The organism is Schaedlerella arabinosiphila, assembly GCF_003885045.1.
Lineage (GTDB): Bacteria > Bacillota > Clostridia > Lachnospirales > Lachnospiraceae > Schaedlerella > Schaedlerella arabinosiphila.
Window position 1 is genome coordinate 5,429,396 of record NZ_RHJS01000002.1, and the last position, 17,896, is coordinate 5,447,291.

Sequence of the window (17,896 nt, forward strand, 5' to 3'; positions counted from 1 at the left end):
CGCAATTCCGCCGATCAGCAGGTTGCGCCGCCGACCACATGCTTTTCCAGTATCTGTTTTTTATCTATTTTGCTGTTCAGCAGCTTATCCTCCACATATGCAAATCCCAGCCTTGCGATGGTATCCGCAAAGCGTTCTCCGGACTGTCCCTCGTCCCGGAAAAACAGGATGGCCCGTTCCACCACGTCGATCACCTCTTCTTCAGTGGCAAAAAGCCTGTCCAGCGCGCGGCCTTCCGCAACTTTCTTGCCCCAGCGTCCGCCGATGTATACCTTGTAGCCGGTCAGCGATTCGGTGACGGCGCCGAAGGGACATTTGCCGATGCAGCGTCCGCAGTGGTTGCATTTGTCCGGGGCAATCCGGATTTTTCCGTCTTCCAGCTCTGCGATCTTGATGGGGCAGACGTTTTGTACCTGGCAGGTCTTGCAGCCCTTGCATTTGGACAGGTCGATCTCCGGCCGGCGCTGGCCGATGATCCCCAGGTCATTCAGGTCCGGCTTGACGCAGTTGTTGGGACAGCCGCCCACTGCAATCTTGAATTTGTGGGGCAGAGATACATCATGGTATCCGATGTAATACAGCTCATGCAGTTTTTCGGAAAGCGCAAAGGTGTCGATCAGCCCGTACTGGCAGGTCGTCCCCTTGCAGGATACCACCGGGCGTACCTTGGAGCCGGTACCGCCGGTTTTCAGCCCGGCCTCTGCCAGGAAGTCAAAGAGGGCGTCCAGGTTGTCATAGTTTACGCCCTGGATTTCAAGCGTCAGGCGGGTGGTCATGGTGACTTCACCGGAGCCGAATTTTTCCGCCGCTTCCGCCACCTTGACCTGCTCTTCGGAGGTCAGCTTCCCGTTCCGGGTGATGACGCGCACGTTGAATACATCGTCGTACCTCTTATCCTGCAGGCATCCCAGCCCTTTCACACGCTTGATCTCCTCCGCGGAGAGCTTGCTTTCGCTGCGCGCGACTTTCACGTCGTTGAAGAAGGCTCCGCCTTCCAGCACCATCGTGTTGGTATAACCGAAGGATTTCAGAAGGTTCTGCAGGAAATATCCTCTCTTGCCCTTCACACATACGAGCAGGAGCCGGGCATCCTTTTCCAGTCCGTCAATAGGCCCGTTGACGGAAACCAGGTCGATCCAGCGCGCGTTGGGGATGCCGGGGGAAGGCTGTACATCCAGAACCGTGTATCCTTTGGCTGCGCCGGCTATGTACTCGGCAGGCGTCATGGAATTGAAACTGCCGTCGATCTTGTTTTCCAGAATATAGCATGCGGTCACAAAGGGATGGATTGCCGTGGAAAACGGCGGTGCATACGCGAAATCCAGGGTGTCAAAATCATCCAGCTTCATGCCCTGGGAGGTTCCCACAACGGCGATATCCGTGATTTTATCCACAGCGCCCGGACCGAATACCTGCAGTCCGAGCAGCGTCTTTGTGTCGGTCTCCGCCACCAGCTTGATGACAAATGAGGATGCGCCCGGATAGTAGTGGGCTTTGTCGTCTACCACGCAGAGCGCGGACGTTACCTTGTAACCGGCGGCCTTTGCCTGGGCTTCGGTCAGGCCGGTGCGCCCTCCGTTCAAAGTGGGGAGCAGGCGGACGACGCCGGTTCCCAGACACCCGCCGTAGCCCTTTCCGATTCCATTCAGGGATTTTGCCATTGCCCGGGCTGCCAGGTTGGCGGTGGAGCCCATGGCAGACCACTGGGGCTGTCCGGTCAATGCATTTTTTACTATGGCGCAGTCACCCACCGCATAGATATCCGGCAGGTTGGTCTTCATCTGCCCATCCACAAGGATTGTTCCTTTCAGCATCTCCAGGCCGGAATCCGCCAGAAATGCGGTGGCCGGGCGTACGCCAATGGCCAGGATCACGAGATCCGCTGCCAGAGGGCCGTTGTCGGTCAGGACCCGTGTGGCTTTTCCCTCTCCTTCGATTCCCTTCAGGCTGGTGGAGGTAAGTACACGCATTCCGGCTGCCTTGAGCTGCTTTTTCGCATAATCGGCCATTTCCTCGTCATAGGCATTGGGCATGATCTGGGGAGCCGCGTCAATGACCGTAACCTCCAGCCCAAGCGCCATCAGGTTTTCCGCCACCTCCAGGCCGATGAAGCCTGCGCCGCATACCACCGCTTTGCGGCATTTCTGTTCCTCCACATAGGTTCGCGCGGATACCGCGTCGTCGGGGGTACGCACACAGAAAACGCCGGGAAGGCTGACACCCTCCACCGGAGGTACAAAGGGAACCGCGCCGGTGGCAATGATCAGCTTGTCATAGCTTTCCGTAAATGCCTCTCCGGAAGCATTTTTCAATGAGACTGTCTTCGACGCACTGTCGATGGAGACCGCCTCACAGCCGGTAAAGATGTCTGCGCCGGTCAATCCGGAATACTTCTTCGGCGTGTTGACGATGAGCGCCTCCCGGGTGGGGATATCGCCTCCGATATAGTAGGGAAGCCCGCACCCCGCATAGGAAATGTCCGTCCCTTTTGTATAGACTTTCACCTCCGCGCTCCGGTCGCAGCGTTTCAGCTTTGCGGCCGCCTTGGTTCCGGCAGCTACGCCGCCGAGAATAACATACTTCAAAATGATCCTCTCCTTTCATTTGTAATGGATTCAGAACAGCAGGCCGTCAGGCGGTTTGCTGTTTTGCACGTTTTCCAGTCACTTCTTTTGGTAGTGGTCCAGCAAAATATCCAGGATTCTCAATGATTTTTCGGATAATACATAGGAGCCTTCATGCAGGCACCAGTCATAGATCAGTCCCCGGGTCGTGCCGAGGATGTCCTCGGTGATCACCGCGGCATCGCCTGCCAGGATGCCGGAAGCGACAGCCTCATCAATGATTCGGTAAAGTGTCCGGTAGAAAAAACGATCCGGATTTAAAATATATTTTTCGCTGGAAGAAAGCTGGTTTTTAAAATACTGCAGGGCAGCCATGACGCCCATATTTTCCATAGAATGCGCCTGTTCGGCGATCAAAAACCGGACTGCCTCCCTGGGGGAGTCTGGATGCCCGTTGTTCCAGACATCTTCGGACTCGTGGTCAAACAGGCGGTAGCCTTCATCCAGAATATTTTCCTTGCTTTTAAAATGATGGTAAAATGCGCCTACGGATACATCAGCCTCCGCACAGATATCCTGTACGGTTACATTTTCATAAGACTGCCGCGCAAACAGTGAAATTGCGCAGGAGAAGATCTTCTGCTTGGTTGCCAGCGCCTGTTTCTGCCGGTTCGTCTGTGTGTTCATAAATGCTGAGCCTCCAATCATTACATACCGCACCCCGGCCGATTACTACTCTCATTGGCCGGGAGGATGCGCATAAAAGCTGTAACCTTCCATCTGCTTCCGGTCTATACGGATATCCCGCGGCTTCTGATGTTCGCGGTTACTATTATAGAATATCACGTTTTTCACATGTTTTGCAATCTGGTTTTGGTGATATTTTACAAAATATTATTCGCCGAATTGTATTCTGTGTCAATGGAAAATAAAAGGATTCTGTGTTAAAATAAATACAGCTTATAATCTATAGAAGTCTCCGGCCAGAAGGACGCGGAGCAGAAGGAGGTTTACAATGCCTGCAAAGTACAAAAATTTATTTTCACCGGTAAAGATCGGCGGTGTAGAAGTGCCCAACCGGCTTGCCATGATGCCCATGGGAGTATTTTCTCCCAGACTGATGAACCCAAAGACCGGCGCTTACACGAAGGACGGGGCGGATTATTACATTGCGCGCGCAAAAGGGGGAACCGGGCTGATCGTGACCGGGCTGGTTCCAATTATACCGATGCCTTACCTGAATCCGGTGAATTTTCCGGAGGAGTATGTGGCGGAGATGAAGTACCTGACCGATGGGATACACGAGCAGGGCTCGAAAATATTTATCCAGCTCACAGCCATGACCGGACGCGCGGCTCATCTGGAAAAGGAGGCGGACTGGAAGCTGCTTCCCGCTCCTGCGCCGATTCAGAACGTCTGGGACCCGACCGTGAAAAACCGGGGGATCACGAAGGAGGAGATCCAACAGTATGTGAAAAATTTTGCCCAGGCGGCGTATCTGGTGAAGCGGGCAGGCGGCGATGGCGTAGAGATCCACGCGGTTCACGAGGGCTATCTGCTGGATCAGTTTGCCATCGGATTTTACAACCGGCGTACCGATGAATACGGCGGAAGCCTGGAAAACCGCCTGCGTTTCCCGAGAGAGATCGTGGAGGCCATCAAGGAAAAATGCGGAAAGGACTTTCCGGTGTCCGTGCGCTACAGCGTGCGCAGTTATGTGAAGGACTTCAACCGGGGCGCGCTTCCGGGAGAAGAATTTGAAGAAATGGGACGTAACCTGGAGGAAGGCGTTGCGGCTGCAAAGCTTCTGGAGGAATACGGCTTTGACATGCTCAACTGCGATAACGGAAGCTACGATTCCTGGTTCTGGGCGCATCCGCCGGTATACATGCCGAAAGCATGCAACCTGAAGGATGTGGCGGAAGTGAAGAGGGCCGTGAATATCCCGGTGGTGTGCGCAGGGCGTTTTGATGATCCTGAGCTGGCGGAGGAAGCCATTGCCAAAGGGCTGATCGACCTGATGGGTATGGGCAGGCCGCTTCTGGCGGACCCGGAGCTTGGAAAGAAATTTTACGAGGGCAGGCTGGAGGATGTCCGTCCGTGTATTGCCTGCCATCAGGGCTGCCTGGGACGCATTTTCCAGGGAAAGGACATTAGCTGTGCGGTCAATCCGGCCTGCGGGCGTGAGTTGAGCTACGCCCTGGCTCCGGCAGAGACGAAAAAGAAGATCCTGGTCGCAGGCGGCGGCTTAGGCGGTATGGAGGCGGCAAGAGTCTGCTCCCTGCGCGGCCACGAGGTGGATCTGTATGAAAAATCAGACCGTCTGGGCGGCGTATTCGTGGCAGCTTCGGCTCCGGATTTTAAAGGGGAGGACAGACAGCTCCTGGCATGGTACGAAAAACAGATGAAGGACTTAGGCATTCACGTCCATCTGAACTCGGAAGTGACGGAGGAGATGATTCACGGTTATGATGAAATCTTTGTGGCTACGGGTGCAAAAGAGCGCAGGCTTGACACACCCGGATTTGACGCGCCCAATGTGACCTATGCGGTGGATACCCTTCTGAGCGAAAAGATAGAAGGAGAGCATGTGGTTGTTGTAGGCGGCGGACTGACCGGCTGCGAGATCGCCTATATGCTGGGCAGGGAAGGCAAGAAAGTCACCCTTGTGGAAATGACGGAAACCATCCTCAATGCATTCGGCCTGTCCGCGGCAAACTACAATATGCTGATGGAATTGCTGGATCATTACCAGGTAAAGGTGATCAAAAACGCGGTGGTGGAGAGCTATGAAAACGGGACTGCCGTTGTGGTTGAGACGGAAAAGAATTACCCCAATACGGCGAACCGGGCAAAGCGGATGTTCGCGCTGGGATCCCAGGGAATGAAGGTGAAGCACGAGATTCCGGCGGATCATGTGGTGGTATCGGTTGGCTACATCCCGGAAAACAGCCTGTATGAAAAGATCAGGGGCGACCATGTGCATCTGATCGGTGACGCGAAACAGCCGACCAACATTATGGACGCGATCTGGGCGGCTTATGAGACGGCCATGAACCTGTAAGGGATGTAAGGAGAAATCCGATGAAATGAATTACAGCGGCGGCTTTAGTCCATTTAAGCTGATTTCTAGTGTGCTGACCGCATTATATCCGGTAAAACTCCGCAGGATCATTTTTCATCGGCAAGGCGGCTGAATGAGGCGTAGCCGGTAGCTACGTCGATTGAAGCCAACGCAGTCCGATGGAAAATTAGACAAGGAGGTTTGTTGGAATATAATGCGGCCAGTACACTAGTTACTGCTTGCGCGGTGCCGTGCACTTGCTGCGCGGCATCCGGCCAATGCGGCGATGGGGCGGGTATAGCCCCACGCTGCATGATATTAAATGACATGCAGATCGTGCTGTAAACGTTCTGCCAGCGTTCCGATATGAACCCCGTCTACAAAAGAATGATGCACCTGAACGGAAAAAGGAAGCATGATCTTTCCGTCTTTTCGGCTGCCGATATCACATATTCTTCCAGCGTATCCGTCATTTCCACATTCACAACTTTAAATAGCCCGGTCTCCTGATTTAAGTATGTAAATGCAGTATGGATTTGCTCATACAGCACCGGTTCTCCCTCTGCAAAACGGCAGCGAAATTCTTCCAACTGTACGGTTGGATGCTCTAAAGAGCCTCCAACCGACTCATCCATTCGCAAAAACCGTGCTAACGCACTCTTACGTCTGCTTTCGGACCATTTCCAGAAAATGCGTGATGTCTAATTCGAACGTGACGCAATACTGCGGCTGGACGTAGTTTCTGAAGATCTCATAGTGTTGGGTTCGGCCCCAGGTGGATAAATCAATTTTCATTACGGTTCCCCTCCTTTGGGTGTTCTAGTGTGGCGTCTGCTTTATACCCGGCCAAGCAATAAGTAATGGGTCAGGAGGATCTGTCTGTATGTACATTCGGCTTTCGGGCATATACCATGAGTCTGCGAAAGGTTTCAAAGCAGGTTCCGTCCGGCTGCCGGGTTCTGCGCAGCATTTCCTCCACCACTTCCCGGCGGAAATCTGCCTTTATTCTGTACGGAAGGTGTTCCGTAAACGGCACAATGCATGGCTGGTCAATCCATTGAACCATTTCAGAAGCATTGGAAAAATATCTGTCCCGATTGATTTCTTTTACAGCATAATCCGGGAAGCCAAGCTCTGCAATCAGCTCTGTATACTGTGATTTGGAAGGCATAAACCAGGGCCATTGGAAATTTGCGAAATAGTTCATATAGCGGGGCTCCTTTATTTTTTCCTGAACTACATCACAGAAATTAGAACAATTGCCGAATCCCCCGAAATCCCATAGCAGTTCGCCGCCTGGCCTTAATGCTCTGTAAGAATTTCTTAAAAGCCGTTTGTGGTCTTTGACCCAATGCAGCGCTGCGTTAGAGAAAATCAGGTCAAATTCATGTTCGAACGGAATCTCATTGATGTCCATGTGCACAAATTCCAGATTTTCTCGATGCAGTGTTTGGGCGGTACTTATCATGCTTGCGGAAGCATCTATTCCGATTACCCTTCCATTCGGCACGAGCAATGACAACTGCTCTGTCAGCACGCCGTCCCCGCATCCCAAATCTAAAACGGATTCATTTCCTTTCAATGCCAATCCGGCAATTAAATCCCGCCCCCATTCTTTTTGATGTCTGGAAGCTGACTTGTATTTTTCTCCGTCAAATGCATACATATTATTGTAAAACCTCCTCCTGATGCTTTATTCCCGTGAAGCAGCGAGCCAAGCAGCCATGCCTGCATGGATATTTGGCTTGATGCTGGGTATTTGATTGCATTATAAGGTCCGCAATGATATAATTCAAATATATGATTTTTATAAAAAGTATAAATTCAACTTATGGATAGATGGGATATGGATACATTCGAGAATCTCACAAAGTATAAAATTTTTCTCTCTGTCGCTGAAAACAAGAGCATATCCAAAGCCGCCGCGCAGCTTTATATTTCCCAGCCAGCGGTCAGCATTACGATCAGAAAGCTTGAAGAAAACCTGAACACCACGCTTTTCATCAGAAAATCAAAGGGCGTCGAGCTTACGGAAAAAGGAAGGCTGCTCTACGACCAGGCCAAAAAAGCGCTTGGTATGCTTTCGGATATAGAAAAAAGCCTCAGATTTCCGCTTTACACAGGATATTTGCGGATCGCCTCCAGCAGCGTACTGTGCAAGCATTTTCTCATGCCCTACTTAAAAGCATTTTCCGGTTCATATCCGAACACGGATCTGGCGGTCACCTGTACCTCTTCTGCGGAGGCGTATTCCATGATAGAAGCGTGCAGCATTGACCTGGCGCTGGTGGTAAAACCGGAGAACGCGGGAGCGGCAGTCTATCACTCCCTGGGTGTGATCGACTATACATTTGTCTGCAGTCCGGCATACAGGGAAAAGCTGAATTGTAAGAATGATGAAATATTTGAATACGCGAATATTATGCTTCTCGATCAAGATAATGTATCCCGTAAACACATCAATCGATACTACGCCAAAAACAACATCATTCCATTGCATATCCTGGAAGTGAATGAAATGGATATGCTGATTGAATTTGCCAAAATGAGCATAGGGGTGTCCTGCGTTGTAAAGCAATTCGTAGAACAGGAATTAGAAGCCGGAACACTGATGGAAATTGTACTGTCAAATCCAATCCCGCCCCGCGAAATCGGATTTTTGTACAATGATATCCAGCCGTTCAACGAAAATATTCTGAGATTTCTAAATGTTACTATTCACAGTCTGGTTAAAGTATAAAATCCAATTATAATAGAGAGCCTCAAACCTAGTGTTTATCTATGGTTTGGGGCCCTCTTTGGCTTATTAAACCAGCATCCCTGTTAGTTTATTGGTATTTTTTGAAAAACATACCAATAACATATTGATATTTTTATTGGTATGTGTTATAATATATAGTACCAATATGTAGAAAGGGGAAGATAAAATGTCAATCGTAAGATATGTGAATAAAAAAACAGGTCGGGTTGCCCTCTATGAATCAACTTCCCATTATGACCCGGAAACAAAACAATCCAGGCCGATCCGGAAATATCTTGGCACAGAAGATCCGGAGACAGGTGAACTGATCCCGTCGTCAGGAAAGCGCGGCAGAAAAAAGGAACCGGATGACAATTCCAGCCATAGCAAAAAGAAAAAACCAGAAACCGACTACCGGTTCCTTGCTGAAACATTAAAAAAGGAATGCGCGGAAAAAGATGCCAGGATCAAAGTTTTAGAACACCGCAACCAGTTGCTGCGTTCCAGTTTGGAACGTATAAAAGAAATCGCTTCCCATATACCGGAAGCGTAAACAGGATACCTATAGGAGGCAGCCATGGACCGTCTGTTTTCAGAATATACCACACTCCAATACCAGAATAAGGCCATGCGCCGGGAATTAGAAGCTTTCCGGAACGGGGAAAGATATAAAAAGCTGCAGGCAGACCACCACAAGGTGGTTGCCGGGTATATCAAGGAGATTGAACGGTTAAAAAAAGAATTGGCAAAGGCCCATGCCGCCACGGTTACCATCCGGAACATCTGGTTTGGGGAATGTGACTCAGACTGGGAAAAATACCAGGCCGAATTGAATAAGAAAGAACAGAAGATCCAAAAACTGATGGATAAAAACTGGGAGATCCTGAAAGCATCCGATGATAAGATTGCCGCCATCATCCAGGATTATGAGGGGCAGCTTGCGGAAAAGGATGCCGTGATCCATGGGCTGGCGGCAGAGCTCGCCCATGCGGCAGCCCTGCTCGGCAGGGATAGCACAAATACTTCCACCCCAACCGGCCAGACACCCCCGTGGAAAGACAGGCATATCCCGAACAGCCGCAGGAATACAGGGAAGCCGAAAGGCGGGCAGCGCGGACACGAGCGCCATACCCTGGAAAAGCCTGGGCCGGAAGAGGTGGACGAGGAAGTAAGCCATCCGGTGGGCGACGGGGAATTCTGTCCGGAATGCGGCTGCGGGGATTTTACCTTTACCGGTGAATGTGAGGAAAAATACGAGATTGATATCGAGGTCAAAGTCATAAAGCGGCTCCATAAATTTTGGGTGTACCAGTGCAGAAACTGCGGGCAGATTGTCCGTACTGGGATTGACCCGGCCTTACGGGCCGAGTGCCAGTATGGGGCGTTTCTCCAGGCGCTGTCCCTCTCGCTGATGAACACCACAAACGCGGCCATCAACAAGGTTCCCCTCCTGATCAGCGGCCTGACGGATGGGGAGGTATGTCCCAGTGAAGGGTATATCGCGAAACTCCAGCCAAGGGCGGCCAGGGGCTTAAAACAATTCAGGGAGGATCTTTTCCGGCTCCTGGTCACACGCCCCATCCTCTATTGGGATGACACTGTGGTGATGGCTGACAAGTCCAGGATATGCCTGCGCTTTTACGGGGATGAGACAGCCGCCTATTATGTTGCCCATAACAAAAAGGACATGGATGGCATACTGGCAGACGGGATATTGGAGGCGCTCACAGAAATGACAAGTGTCATGCATGACCACAATTCCATCAATTACAACAGCAGGTTTGTATTCATGAATCTGGAATGCAATGCACACCTGCAGAGGGGCCTCCAAAAGAGTGCGGACGAAACAGGGTATAAGGTATTACTTGAGATCAAACAGCTGGTCTCCGGCACGATCAGGGACAGAAATGACCGGATCCTGTCGGGGGAGGAAAGCTTTGGGGAGGCGTATATAGAAAACTTTAACAAAAAGATGACGGAACTGCTGGGGAAAGCAGAGGGGGAGGCCGCAGCCAATACATCCGATTATTCCGGGCCATTTGAGCGTGCCCTTATTGCGAGGATTATAGATTACCGGGAAAATTTTTTTGCATGGGTGGAAGATTTTTCGTTGCCCACAACCAACAATTTGAGTGAGAGGGCGTTGTGTGGTGTGAAGACAAAAATGAAGGTGTCAGGCCAGTTCGCTTCAGCTAGGACAGCAGACAATTATGCGGCAATCCGAACTTATATAGAAACATGCAGAAGGAATGGGATCAATGAGATGAGCGCATTGACGAGGTTGTGTAACGGGAATCCTTATACTATAGAAGAAATATTCTCTCAAACATCCCAGCCATAAAAGCATTCAGCCTGTTTGAAACAAATGGCCGGCGAAATACCGGTTCATTTGTGTTGCAAAAAAGCCATTTGGACTGTGAATAGTAACTTCTAAATATCGATGGATGCAAAAAATGAGTGTTTATCTGATGCAAATGCGCTTTGACTGTGTTATGATTCTATTATGCCGCAGTTTGAATCAAAAAAAGAAAGGATGAAAAAATGATGAGCAGATTATTTGAGGAGTTCAGACAGTATTTAACAAAAATGCAGCAATATGACCATGTGACAAACCTGCTGTATTGGGACATGAGGACGAAGGCGCCGAAGCTGGGACAGGCCGCGCACATCGAGGCGCTGACACATTTTTCGGCAGAGAGCTTCGCGCTGTCCACGTCCGGGGAGCTGGGAGAGATGCTGGACAAGCTGGCAGAGCCCGGGGAATACGATGCTCTGGACGACACCTGGAAGTTCATCGTTGGCCGTATGAAACGGGACTTTGACCGGAACCGTCGGATTCCGGCGGACGTGTACGAGGCGTTTGTCCGGGCTCAGGCGGAATCCGGAACAGCCTGGGAGGAGGCAAAGCGGTCTTCGGATTTTTCCATCTATGCTCCCCATCTGAAGAAAATGATCGACATGCGCAGGGAGATCACGGGCTATACCGATCCGGGCAAAGAACTGTATGACGCCATGCTGGATGAATTTGAGGAAGGCATGGATTCCGCTACCATCGACCGGCTGTTCCAAGACCTGAAGCAGGAATTGATCCCGCTGGTTCAGAAGATTGCCGCAAAAAACCAGCCGGAGGATCCGAGATTTCATGTGTACTCCGACCCGGATGCCCAGAAAAAGGTACAGTGGATGCTGTTGGATTATATCGGATTCCGCAGGGACGCCGGGGCCGTGGACGAGACGGAGCATCCCTTTACCACCAGCTTTTCCTCAAAGGATGTGCGGGTGACCAACCATTACTATGAGCACGATCCGCTGTCTGCCATCTTTTCCGCAATCCATGAGGGCGGCCACGGGATCTTTGACCAGAACGTCAATCCTGACTACGACAAGACGGTGGCGGGAAGCTGCAATTATATGGGAATCCACGAGAGCCAGTCCCGGTTTTATGAAAATATCCTGGGCCGGAATAAAAATTTCTGGCTTCCTATTTATGACAGGCTGGGAGAGCTGCTTCCCCAGTTCCGGGAGATTTCTCTGGACGATTTTTACCGTGAGATCAACCATGTAAAAAACAGCTATATCCGTATTGAAGCCGATGAGCTGACCTACTGCTTCCATATTATACTGCGCTATGAAATGGAGCAGGCCATCTTCCGCGGCCAGGTTCCGGTTGAGGAGCTTCCTGCGCTCTGGAATCAGAAAATGAAGGAATATCTGCAGATCACCCCTGAAAATGACAGTCAGGGCATTCTCCAGGACGTGCACTGGTCGGACGCGTCCTTTGGATATTTTCCGTCTTACCTGCTGGGGAGTATTTACGACGGAATGTTCCTGGATACGATTGAGCAGGAGCTTGGGTCTGTGGATGAACTGCTGGCAGCAGGAAAAATTTCCGAGATCACGAAATGGCTCAACGAAAAGATTCACCGGTACGGAAACACGCGGAAACCGAAAGAAGTCATCCAGGCAGTCTGCGGCAGGGAGGTGTCGGCAGAACCGCTGATCCGGCATTTTAAAAAGAAATACGGAGAACTCTACGGACTGATGGATTAGAATGGGCAGAGGAAAAGGGGCAGCAGCAGAGTGCGCAACTGCCGAAGGGACTGCAACAGGGTATGCAGCTGCCGTAGGGGCCGCAAAGTGTCAGCAGTACTTGCCCGGAAATGTCTGAAACCAAACGTAGGTAAAGTCAAAGACCCCGCAGCCGGCTGTGATTGATCAGCTTGCTGCGGGGCATATAATCCGTTTTTATGGGGTCAGTACAATATGGTGTTGATGCAGTAATTCCTTTAGCCGTACAAGTTCGGCTTCATTTTTTTCGCATTCGGCTTCTCTTTTTGCGTACTCAGCTTCTTTTTCTGCAAGTTCCGCTTCCTTTCTGGCAAGAGCGTCAAGCGCATTCTCCTTTTCGAGACGCATCTCTTCCAGCATCCCTTCCAGCTTGGCGCGCAGTCTCTTTTCGCGCACACTGGGCAGTTGGTCATATAAGCTCGTCATTTGGTGTACCCCCTTTCGGAATTTGGAGTGCTTTTTATCCTTAAAAATCTTATCGGCAGCAAATCGGAAAAGATTGAGATAATCACTGTACTCCTGCTGTGTCAGATTTCTCTGTTCCAGTTCCTTTTGGATATTCCTTTCCATACACCTCTTTGAAGAGCGGAAACAACTGCTCCGGCATGACATCCACAATCGTATTGAAGATCTCATCCCATAAATTTTTGTCTTTAGGTCTAAAGTTTTTTACCATAAATAAAAATCCTTTCTTCTGTAAATATAGAAATCAATGGGCTGCAATTACTGTGAAATATGGCGAGACGCCAGAATTGCCGGACAGCCAGAAAAGCACGATCCGATTTGTATTCACCTGTTCAGTATAGCAGACAAGGCTGTGAATGTAAATGCTTTTTGAAGCTATATTTTTTACGTTGTTACTATTCGTTACTGTTCACAGTCAGATAAAAACTTTTCATATTGACAGCTATATTCTTATACTGCTATACTGTATAACATAAGTATAACACTATAACGATGCGGCAATATACAGAAGGAGGCGATCACAGATTATGGAATTTGATAACGAAAAGCCGATTTATATCCAGATTGCCTCCCTCTTGAAGGAACAGATCGCCAGCGGCCGGCGAAGGGCCGGGGATAAGCTGCCGTCCGTGCGGGAGGGCTCGGTTTTATTCGAGGTTTCCGCGTTGACGATGCAGCGGGTGATGCAGCAATTGGAATCCGAAGGAATCATCATTTCCAAAAAAGGAATCGGATATTTCATACGGGAGGAACACGCGGGCGGCCTGCAGGCAAGGCTTGCCAGAGAGAAAACAGGGGAATTTGTCCGGACAATGAAAAACTGCGGCCTGTCCCTGGAAGAGATTCAATGCCTGATCGAAGCAGAATGGGAGGGGACGTCAGATGAGAGATCATGATTTTCTATTTCGGGGAAGCGGTGACTCCGGGCAGCTTCTAATGGAGCTGAAAGGCGTGAGCAAGTCATTGGATGAAAAACTCATTCTGCACCGCCTGAATGTGCAGCTCCCGCGAAACCGCATCATCGGACTGGCAGGCAGAAACGGCAGTGGGAAAAGCACGCTCCTGAAATTGATGGCGGGAATCTGGAAGCCGGATGAGGGGAGAATCTTCCGTTATACAAAAAGGATCTCCTATCTGATGCCCAGGGATATTTTTTATAGCTGGATGCGTGTCAGGGATGCGGTACAGTTTTACCAATCCCACTATCAGAATTTTGCGTCCGAAAAAGCCTGCGGTTTGATTGAAAATATGGGCTTTGACAGGAAGACGCTGCTCAGGAAGCTGTCGGATGGGCAGCGGGAACTTCTGATGCTGATTCTGGTGATCTGCGTAGAGTCCGAACTGTATCTGCTGGACGAACCGCTGACCGGAGCAGACGCGGCATTTAAAAGGGATGTCCGGAGGTTTTTGATGGAATATCTGCCCGAGGGTGCGTCAATCGTCATGGCAACCCACCTGCTTCGTGACTTTGAGCAGCTATTCGATCAGATCCTTTTTCTGGATCATGGAAAAATTGTGGAGAAAGATACGGAGGAACTCAGAGAAACCTGCGGAATGTCCGTGGAACAGTATTACCTGGAACGGTTTCGGAAATAAACCTGCATTTCGAAAAAATATGAACCCCGTGTCTGTGTCAGAACAGGGCGGAGAAAGGAGGCATATGATGACCTGTGAACAAAGAGAATGGAGCATGGCAGAACAAATAAAGCGGGCATTGGGATGGGAGTCAAGGAAGCTTTTTTATAAGCTGTACATTCCAGCCGGTACATTCCTGGCGGTACTACTGCTGATTGCGCTGCTCCCGGAGGCTGCCTGTGATTTCCTGCGGGTTCATGCTTACTGGGCAATTGCGTTTGTCAACATGGGTCTTGTGGTCATGCTGATTCTGGGATTGATACAGCCGATGGTTGTCCTCATGACCCCTTATGAAGATCGGCTGCATCCAATGGAACGCTCAGGAGACTTATCGGAAAGCGCCAGACTTCTGGCAAGGCTGCTGCTTGGCGTGTCGCTGCTGGCCGCAATGATCCTGGCCGGGCAGCTGGCAAGTACCCTGATGGAAAAGTTTGCAACCGAATCCATGCGCTGGTTCTACTTGAACGTGACACCGGACTTCTGGAAAGTGCTGATCATCGGCGGCCTGGTGCAGCCCCTTGCGTCTCTGTGGATCTTTCTGCGCCGTTTGGGCCGGCATCAGGAATATCAATATGTAAGATCCTTTTTCCTGGGCCTGTTTTTGAGCGAGCTCATTCAGGCGGCTGCGGAACTGCAATTCCTGCATTTCGATCCGGAGAAAGTGCCGCCTGTGTGGATACTGGAAGGGGTGTGGTATCTGGTCATGCTGGGAAGCGCGGGACTGTTATTCCGGCTCAGCCTGAATTTTTCCCGCGCCTTGTTTGATGAGGAAGCCTGAGTATTTCCAGCTCCAAAATGCCGGCCCGGCCTCATAATTTGCCATGCTGTTTTCTTGCGCAGCCTCCTGCTTCCTGCATCGTATCCTGCAGCAAAGCCTGCATATTCGAAGCAGGATTTGCTGCGGAAGTCTGCCGGTAATTACATTCAGCCTTTTACGGTATGCTTTTAGACGGAGGTCTGCCGAGATATCAGATTCAGTCCTTGCAGCAAGCTTTCATGCGGAAGCCTGTCTATGAATCAGGTTCAGCGCCTTAGTGACAGGCGGCAGGGAAATGATGACCAGCGTCACGATCCCCTCCGTGCCCAGGTAGGTGCCCTGATACAGGGAAGAATACACCCACGGATTCATGCCTTCCGGCGCGTAGGCGGCAAAGAAAATCACCCCGGACAGCGTGGAGAAGGCAAACCGGCCCAGCACTCCGACCGCATATCCGATCTGAAGCCCATATTTCCGATTGCTGAAAAAGCCTGACAATCCCAGTGCGCCGAACGCAAACGGATAATCAAAAAGCACCTGGGGGATCGAAAGTACATACGGATCAACAACAAATTGAAGGAGTCCGTATGCGGCTCCGGTAATAATCCCATATTTTGCGCCGAACCAGTATCCGATCAGGCAGATAAACAGCATGGATAACAGTGTGACAGAACCGCCCATCGGCATCTCCCATACTTTGATGTAGGAAGTGACCATCGCAAGAGCGATCCCCATTGCAGAAAAAACGAGTTTCCTGACGGCAGAAGACGTACTTCCGCCTGTGACAGAATGAATTTGTGACATTATGAAATTCTCCTTTCCTTACGCCGGCATTACCCGGATCAAGTTAAAAGGGTCTGTATGAAAACACATACATCTCAGCCGTTTTGAAACTGTCCCGCAGTTCCTGTTCCCGCGGTAAACCTCTCCGGAACAGTTTCACAGCGCCCCTGTGTACATTATTCAGAATAAGTCCATGGGAAGAAAAAGTCAAGAGGAAATATCTGATTCCGAAGCTTCTTCACGTTGCTGTTCACCCGTTTTTCCCCAGACCATCATCACAGCCAGCAAAATCACGACTGCCAGCGCCGCTGCCAAAGGACTCCTGGTAAATCCAGCGAAGATAAATGCCGCAAATGTAATCACCCCGTTCACGCAGGCATACGGCAGCTGGGTTTTTACATGGTCGATCAGATTGCACTCTGCCCCTGTAGAGGAGAGGATAGTGGTATCCGAAATAGGCGAGCAATGGTCTCCAAACAGTCCTCCTGACAAAACAGCCCCCACGGCTATCGCATAAGGAATACCAAACGCATGGGCCATCGGAATCGCAAGCGGCATCATGATTGCGAAAGTCCCCCAGGAGCTTCCTGTCGAGAAGGATACAAAGGCTCCGAAGATAAAGATGGCCGCAGGCACCAGTCCTGCCGAGAAATTCATACTCTTTAATCCGTTTACAATAAATTCTGCCGTACCGAGGGCGCTGATCATGCTTCCAAGAGACCAGGCAAGCACCAGTGTCACCGCCACATCTGTCATTCCCTTCATTCCGTCCACATAAATCTTAAAAGTATCGCGGAATGTTTTCACCTTAAAGATGCCGATAAACGCCATCAGAACAAGGGCGCCATAAAAGTACCCCATCGTCAGCGCGACACGGAATTCGTTTCCGTCTACCTTTTTAAAAGGAAATCCCAGGGGGGCCAGCGTAATAAAAAGGGTTGCAAATACTACAATAATCGGTACGATCACCATAACAGGCTTTGCGTTTGAGGTACCGTAAACCTGTCCGTCTTTTCCGGTCTGCCCCTGCATATCGTTCTCAAAGGAGTACTCCTGGGAAGCCGCCTCTGTTTCCGCTTTTTTCATCTGTGAAAAATCCTTTTTCGTGAAAGCAACCAGCGGAATCATTACAATTGCCAGAATCGCGTAGACCTGGAACGGGATCGCCTCCACAAACGTGGTGTAATCCGACTGGGATACATTCAGATTGTCAAACTCTGCCTGGATCAGCCCCATAATATAGACGCCCCAGCCGATAAACGGAATCAGGATCGCCACAGGCGATGAGGTCGAATCCAGAATCCATGCCAGCTTTTCCCTGGAAATTTTCAATTTGTCAAACAGCGGCCTGAAAACCGGCCCTACCAGAAGAGGGGTTCCCAGGTCGGAGAAGAAAATCAGTATTCCTCCCAGCCAGGCGCAAAGCTGGGCCTTCAGCTTTGTATTTACAAATTTATACACACTTTTGCTGAACGCCTGTGCGCCGCCGGATTTCTCCATGAGCTTGATAAATCCACCGATAAAGATGACCAGCACGATAACGCCCGCATTATAGGAATCCGTCAGCTGGACAAAAAAATAATCTCCTATGATAGATTTTGTTGCTGAAAACGGATTTCCGCCGGAAAAAATCAAGGTTCCCACAAACCCTCCGCAAAACAGCGACATAATAACATTTTTACTTTTAATGGCCATGACTACGGCCACAATAGGCGGCAGCATACTTAAAAAACCATAATCCATATATTCATCCCCCTGAAAGTATATTTCTTTCTATGATACGGATTATTCAGGTTTTCGTCAATAGAATTTGTATAATT

The 17,896-nt window shown here is 50.2% G+C and carries 18 protein-coding genes and 1 riboswitch; of the genes, 8 read left to right on the plus strand and 10 right to left on the minus strand.

Translation table 11 applies throughout. The features are described 5' to 3' along the window. Positions 1–14: 14 nt before the first annotated feature. Positions 15–2,585, minus strand: a complete 2,571-nt coding sequence (locus tag EBB54_RS25600) for an FAD-dependent oxidoreductase (RefSeq protein WP_125129529.1) — start codon at positions 2,583–2,585, stop codon at positions 15–17. A gap of 78 nt (positions 2,586–2,663) precedes the next feature. After that, positions 2,664–3,251: a TetR/AcrR family transcriptional regulator gene (locus tag EBB54_RS25605; protein WP_162307205.1), complete on the minus strand. Its 588-nt coding sequence runs from the start codon at positions 3,249–3,251 to the stop codon at positions 2,664–2,666. 328 nt (positions 3,252–3,579) lie between these two features. Here EBB54_RS25605 and EBB54_RS25610 point away from each other — a divergent pair, with 328 nt between their 5' ends. Further along, positions 3,580–5,628, plus strand: a complete 2,049-nt coding sequence (locus tag EBB54_RS25610) for an FAD-dependent oxidoreductase (protein ID WP_125129531.1) — start codon at positions 3,580–3,582, stop codon at positions 5,626–5,628. A 318-nt stretch (positions 5,629–5,946) separates the two neighbouring features. Here the strand turns inward: EBB54_RS25610 and EBB54_RS32020 are convergent, their stop codons facing one another. The 4 genes from EBB54_RS32020 to EBB54_RS25620 all read right to left on the minus strand — a co-directional run bounded on the left by EBB54_RS32020 (position 5,947) and on the right by EBB54_RS25620 (position 7,294). Continuing rightward, positions 5,947–6,045: a CatA-like O-acetyltransferase gene (locus tag EBB54_RS32020; protein ID WP_330554614.1), complete on the minus strand. Its 99-nt coding sequence runs from the start codon at positions 6,043–6,045 to the stop codon at positions 5,947–5,949. After that, positions 6,006–6,263, minus strand: coding sequence for a hypothetical protein (locus EBB54_RS32025; protein ID WP_330554713.1), 258 nt, complete (start codon positions 6,261–6,263; stop codon positions 6,006–6,008). Before EBB54_RS32025 ends, EBB54_RS32020 begins: the two co-directional genes overlap by 40 nt. A gap of 25 nt (positions 6,264–6,288) precedes the next feature. Then, on the minus strand, positions 6,289–6,423 hold the full coding sequence (locus tag EBB54_RS32030) for a CatA-like O-acetyltransferase (RefSeq protein WP_330554615.1): 135 nt from the start codon (positions 6,421–6,423) through the stop codon (positions 6,289–6,291). Between the two features lie 70 nt (positions 6,424–6,493). Continuing rightward, positions 6,494–7,294: a class I SAM-dependent methyltransferase gene (locus tag EBB54_RS25620; protein ID WP_125129532.1), complete on the minus strand. Its 801-nt coding sequence runs from the start codon at positions 7,292–7,294 to the stop codon at positions 6,494–6,496. A 165-nt stretch (positions 7,295–7,459) separates the two neighbouring features. On the opposite strand from EBB54_RS25620, the gene EBB54_RS25625 reads away from it, so the two are divergent. From EBB54_RS25625 to EBB54_RS25640, 4 genes are all read left to right on the plus strand, one after another. After that, positions 7,460–8,368: a LysR family transcriptional regulator gene (locus EBB54_RS25625; RefSeq protein ID WP_125129533.1), complete on the plus strand. Its 909-nt coding sequence runs from the start codon at positions 7,460–7,462 to the stop codon at positions 8,366–8,368. Positions 8,369–8,555: 187 nt separating this feature from the next. Further along, on the plus strand, positions 8,556–8,921 hold the full coding sequence (locus tag EBB54_RS25630) for a hypothetical protein (protein WP_125126563.1): 366 nt from the start codon (positions 8,556–8,558) through the stop codon (positions 8,919–8,921). 24 nt (positions 8,922–8,945) lie between these two features. Continuing rightward, positions 8,946–10,709, plus strand: a complete 1,764-nt coding sequence (locus EBB54_RS25635) for an IS66 family transposase (protein WP_125129534.1) — start codon at positions 8,946–8,948, stop codon at positions 10,707–10,709. A 203-nt stretch (positions 10,710–10,912) separates the two neighbouring features. Next, positions 10,913–12,418, plus strand: a complete 1,506-nt coding sequence (locus EBB54_RS25640; protein ID WP_125131047.1) for a carboxypeptidase M32 — start codon at positions 10,913–10,915, stop codon at positions 12,416–12,418. Between the two features lie 195 nt (positions 12,419–12,613). Here EBB54_RS25640 and EBB54_RS25645 read toward each other — a convergent pair whose 3' ends face one another. Next, positions 12,614–12,862, minus strand: coding sequence for a hypothetical protein (locus tag EBB54_RS25645; protein WP_125129535.1), 249 nt, complete (start codon positions 12,860–12,862; stop codon positions 12,614–12,616). An 82-nt stretch (positions 12,863–12,944) separates the two neighbouring features. Further along, a complete protein-coding gene (locus EBB54_RS30280; RefSeq protein WP_154677813.1) occupies positions 12,945–13,112 on the minus strand; it encodes a hypothetical protein in 168 nt (55 codons plus the stop codon). Between the two features lie 316 nt (positions 13,113–13,428). On the opposite strand from EBB54_RS30280, the gene EBB54_RS25650 reads away from it, so the two are divergent. The 3 genes from EBB54_RS25650 (at position 13,429) to EBB54_RS25660 (ending at position 15,314) form a co-directional block, all read left to right on the plus strand. Continuing rightward, the gene (locus EBB54_RS25650; protein ID WP_125129536.1) at positions 13,429–13,797 is read left to right on the plus strand and encodes a GntR family transcriptional regulator; all 369 of its coding nucleotides are present in this window, start codon (positions 13,429–13,431) and stop codon (positions 13,795–13,797) included. Then, positions 13,784–14,497 carry an ATP-binding cassette domain-containing protein gene (locus EBB54_RS25655; protein ID WP_125129537.1) on the plus strand — a complete coding sequence of 238 codons (714 nt, stop codon included), beginning with the start codon at positions 13,784–13,786 and terminating at the stop codon, positions 14,495–14,497. The genes EBB54_RS25650 and EBB54_RS25655 overlap by 14 nt, the downstream gene beginning before the upstream one ends. Positions 14,498–14,591: 94 nt before the next feature. Beyond that, positions 14,592–15,314: a hypothetical protein gene (locus tag EBB54_RS25660; protein ID WP_243127812.1), complete on the plus strand. Its 723-nt coding sequence runs from the start codon at positions 14,592–14,594 to the stop codon at positions 15,312–15,314. A gap of 216 nt (positions 15,315–15,530) precedes the next feature. On the opposite strand, the gene thiT is transcribed toward EBB54_RS25660, so the two are convergent. Continuing rightward, a complete protein-coding gene (thiT, locus tag EBB54_RS25665) occupies positions 15,531–16,097 on the minus strand; it encodes an energy-coupled thiamine transporter ThiT (protein WP_125129538.1) in 567 nt (188 codons plus the stop codon). Continuing rightward, positions 16,096–16,255, minus strand: a riboswitch (TPP riboswitch). Its footprint overlaps the gene before it by 2 nt. 28 nt (positions 16,256–16,283) lie before the next feature. After that, positions 16,284–17,819 (minus strand): Na+/H+ antiporter NhaC family protein, encoded by a 1,536-nt coding sequence (locus EBB54_RS25670; RefSeq protein WP_125129539.1) that lies wholly within the window; start codon positions 17,817–17,819, stop codon positions 16,284–16,286. Positions 17,820–17,896: the final 77 nt, after the last annotated feature.